This window comes from Fodinicurvata fenggangensis DSM 21160, assembly GCF_000686045.1.
Taxonomy (GTDB): domain Bacteria; phylum Pseudomonadota; class Alphaproteobacteria; order Kiloniellales; family DSM-21159; genus Fodinicurvata; species Fodinicurvata fenggangensis.
The window spans coordinates 1-1,830 of the sequence record NZ_JMLV01000032.1; the positions used below are offsets into that span (position 1 = coordinate 1).

General features: G+C 55.8%; 4 protein-coding genes. 2 read left to right on the plus strand and 2 right to left on the minus strand.

The window, feature by feature from the left end; translation table 11 throughout:
* Nucleotides 1-103: 103 nt before the first annotated feature.
* Entirely contained in the window at nucleotides 104-733 is a 630-nt protein-coding gene (locus tag BP38_RS0118155) for a tyrosine-type recombinase/integrase (RefSeq protein ID WP_026988884.1), read from the plus strand.
* 201 nt (nucleotides 734-934) lie between these two features.
* Entirely contained in the window at nucleotides 935-1,330 is a 396-nt protein-coding gene (locus tag BP38_RS0118160; protein ID WP_026988885.1) for a response regulator transcription factor, read from the plus strand.
* A gap of 66 nt (nucleotides 1,331-1,396) precedes the next feature.
* Here BP38_RS0118160 and BP38_RS22450 read toward each other — a convergent pair whose 3' ends face one another.
* Together BP38_RS22450 and BP38_RS22455 are read right to left on the minus strand one after the other, a co-directional pair.
* Complete coding sequence (locus BP38_RS22450; protein WP_081816788.1) at nucleotides 1,397-1,609, minus strand: hypothetical protein; 213 nt, start codon at nucleotides 1,607-1,609, stop codon at nucleotides 1,397-1,399.
* A gap of 36 nt (nucleotides 1,610-1,645) precedes the next feature.
* Nucleotides 1,646-1,830: DUF3892 domain-containing protein (locus BP38_RS22455; RefSeq protein WP_026988886.1), on the minus strand; the 185-nt coding region annotated here is incomplete at its 5' end.

The following is a 1,830-nucleotide window of genomic DNA, read 5'->3' on the forward strand; positions in this document are numbered from 1 at the left end:
CCCCCTGAAACAGAACGAAAACCCGCCCCAGACGCGGACAGGTGCGTTCCTTGATGCAAGCTTTTCTGCTAGAATCGCCCAATAGATCGCATAGGAGTGGGCCATGGCGGCAGAGGCACAAAGGGCGTGGAACAAGGGCAAGGTCGTCGGCAAGAAGCCGCCACTGACCCCCGACCAGGTGAACCTGATCCGGCTTATCCTGCGCCAGGAGAAGAACTGGCGTGACCTGGCGCTCTTCAACGTGGCGCTCGATACCAGCTTTCGGGGCTGCGACCTGGTGCGGCTCAAGGTCTCCGACGTGGCAACCCCGGCCGGCATTCGCGAGCTCGTGGAGATCCGCCAGAAGAAGACCGCCAAACGCAATCCAAGGCCGGTCCAGGCGCGCCTGTCAGAGGCCACACGCGACAGTCTGCGGGTCTACCTGGCCGAAACCGAGAAGTCGGCACACGCCTGGTTGTTTACAGGGGAGGGGGCAAGGTGGGCGCACAGCCACCTCAGCGAAAGTCAGCTCTGGCGGCGCTTCAAGGGGTGGGTGGAGAAAGCGCACCTGGATCCTGCGCTCTACGGCCTGCATTCACTCCGGCGGACCTTTCCCACCTACATCCATCAGCAGACCGGAAACCTGCGCGCCGCTCAGCTCCTCCTGGGACACGCCAGCATCGAGAGTACCAAGGATTACATCGGCACCGAGCAGGCCGAAGCCTTGGAGATCGCCCGGAAGTATCATCTCTGAACGATCTACACGCCAAAGAGCTGGGACAGTCGCATCCTACCTATAATAACAACCCTATGTCGTATTATCTCAGAGAGTTCAGAATCGCGATCCAAGCATATTGTGGCAAATTGTAACCAATAATTGATATTGAGAAACACTCACAACGTGCTACCTATTCCCATAGAAACACTGTTGTTATTTCCACTTATGAGATTGTTGATGGCCGATATCATAGTTGCGGACGATGAAGAAGCCGTGCGTACATTTATCACTCGCTACCTTGAACAAGCGGGACACCATGTCATTGCAGCACGTGACGGAACCGAAGTGCTCTCAATCATCGAGAGCCAGAATGTGGATGCTGTCATCCTCGATATCCTGATGCCCGAAAAAGAAGGCCTGGAGACCCTTATAGAGCTGAGACAGCGCGGGAAAGCTTTCCCCATCATTACTATCTCTGGCGGAAGCGGCTCGCAGAACAGCGACTATCTTGAACTGAGTGAAAAGCTTGGTGCCAACTGCTCCCTGCAGAAACCTTTCTCAGGCGAAGCCCTGGTGACCGCCCTGGGGCAGCTGCTGCTCCAGACGAAAGACAGCGCGGAAGAGCCAGCCTAAAAGGAATAAAGCGCAGCCAAGTGTGCTTACTTGATCTGAAAGCGACAGATACCAGTAGCTAGAGGATCAAGATTCCTTAACGGTCGTGCGAGGATTCCGGTTGGCTTGATTCTCCGTAACAAAGCGCCCCGTCTTGGCGCTTCGCGCCGATCCGGTCGATCCACCGCCGGTCTTCTCGTGAACAGTGGTATTGGGGCTGCGCTTGCCGTGCGCATTGGTAACGTAACGCCCGCTGATCGCACTGCGGTAATGCCCGCCACTGCCTGATTTCTTTGCCATGATCCGACCTCTTATTCAGAAATCTGCCCTTCGCTCCTAACAGTCGGGCAGGTTATCCAGGTTGTTCTTTGAGTTCTTATCTGCGGTCGTCCGCAGATGCTTTTTCCCGCCAACATTCACTACATGCACGTCCGTACGGTCCCCTGCACGATCCACGTAATAGCTGTGAGTTTTGTTCTCGATATCCCGGATTGCATCAGCCTTGGAACGGGGTGACCAGG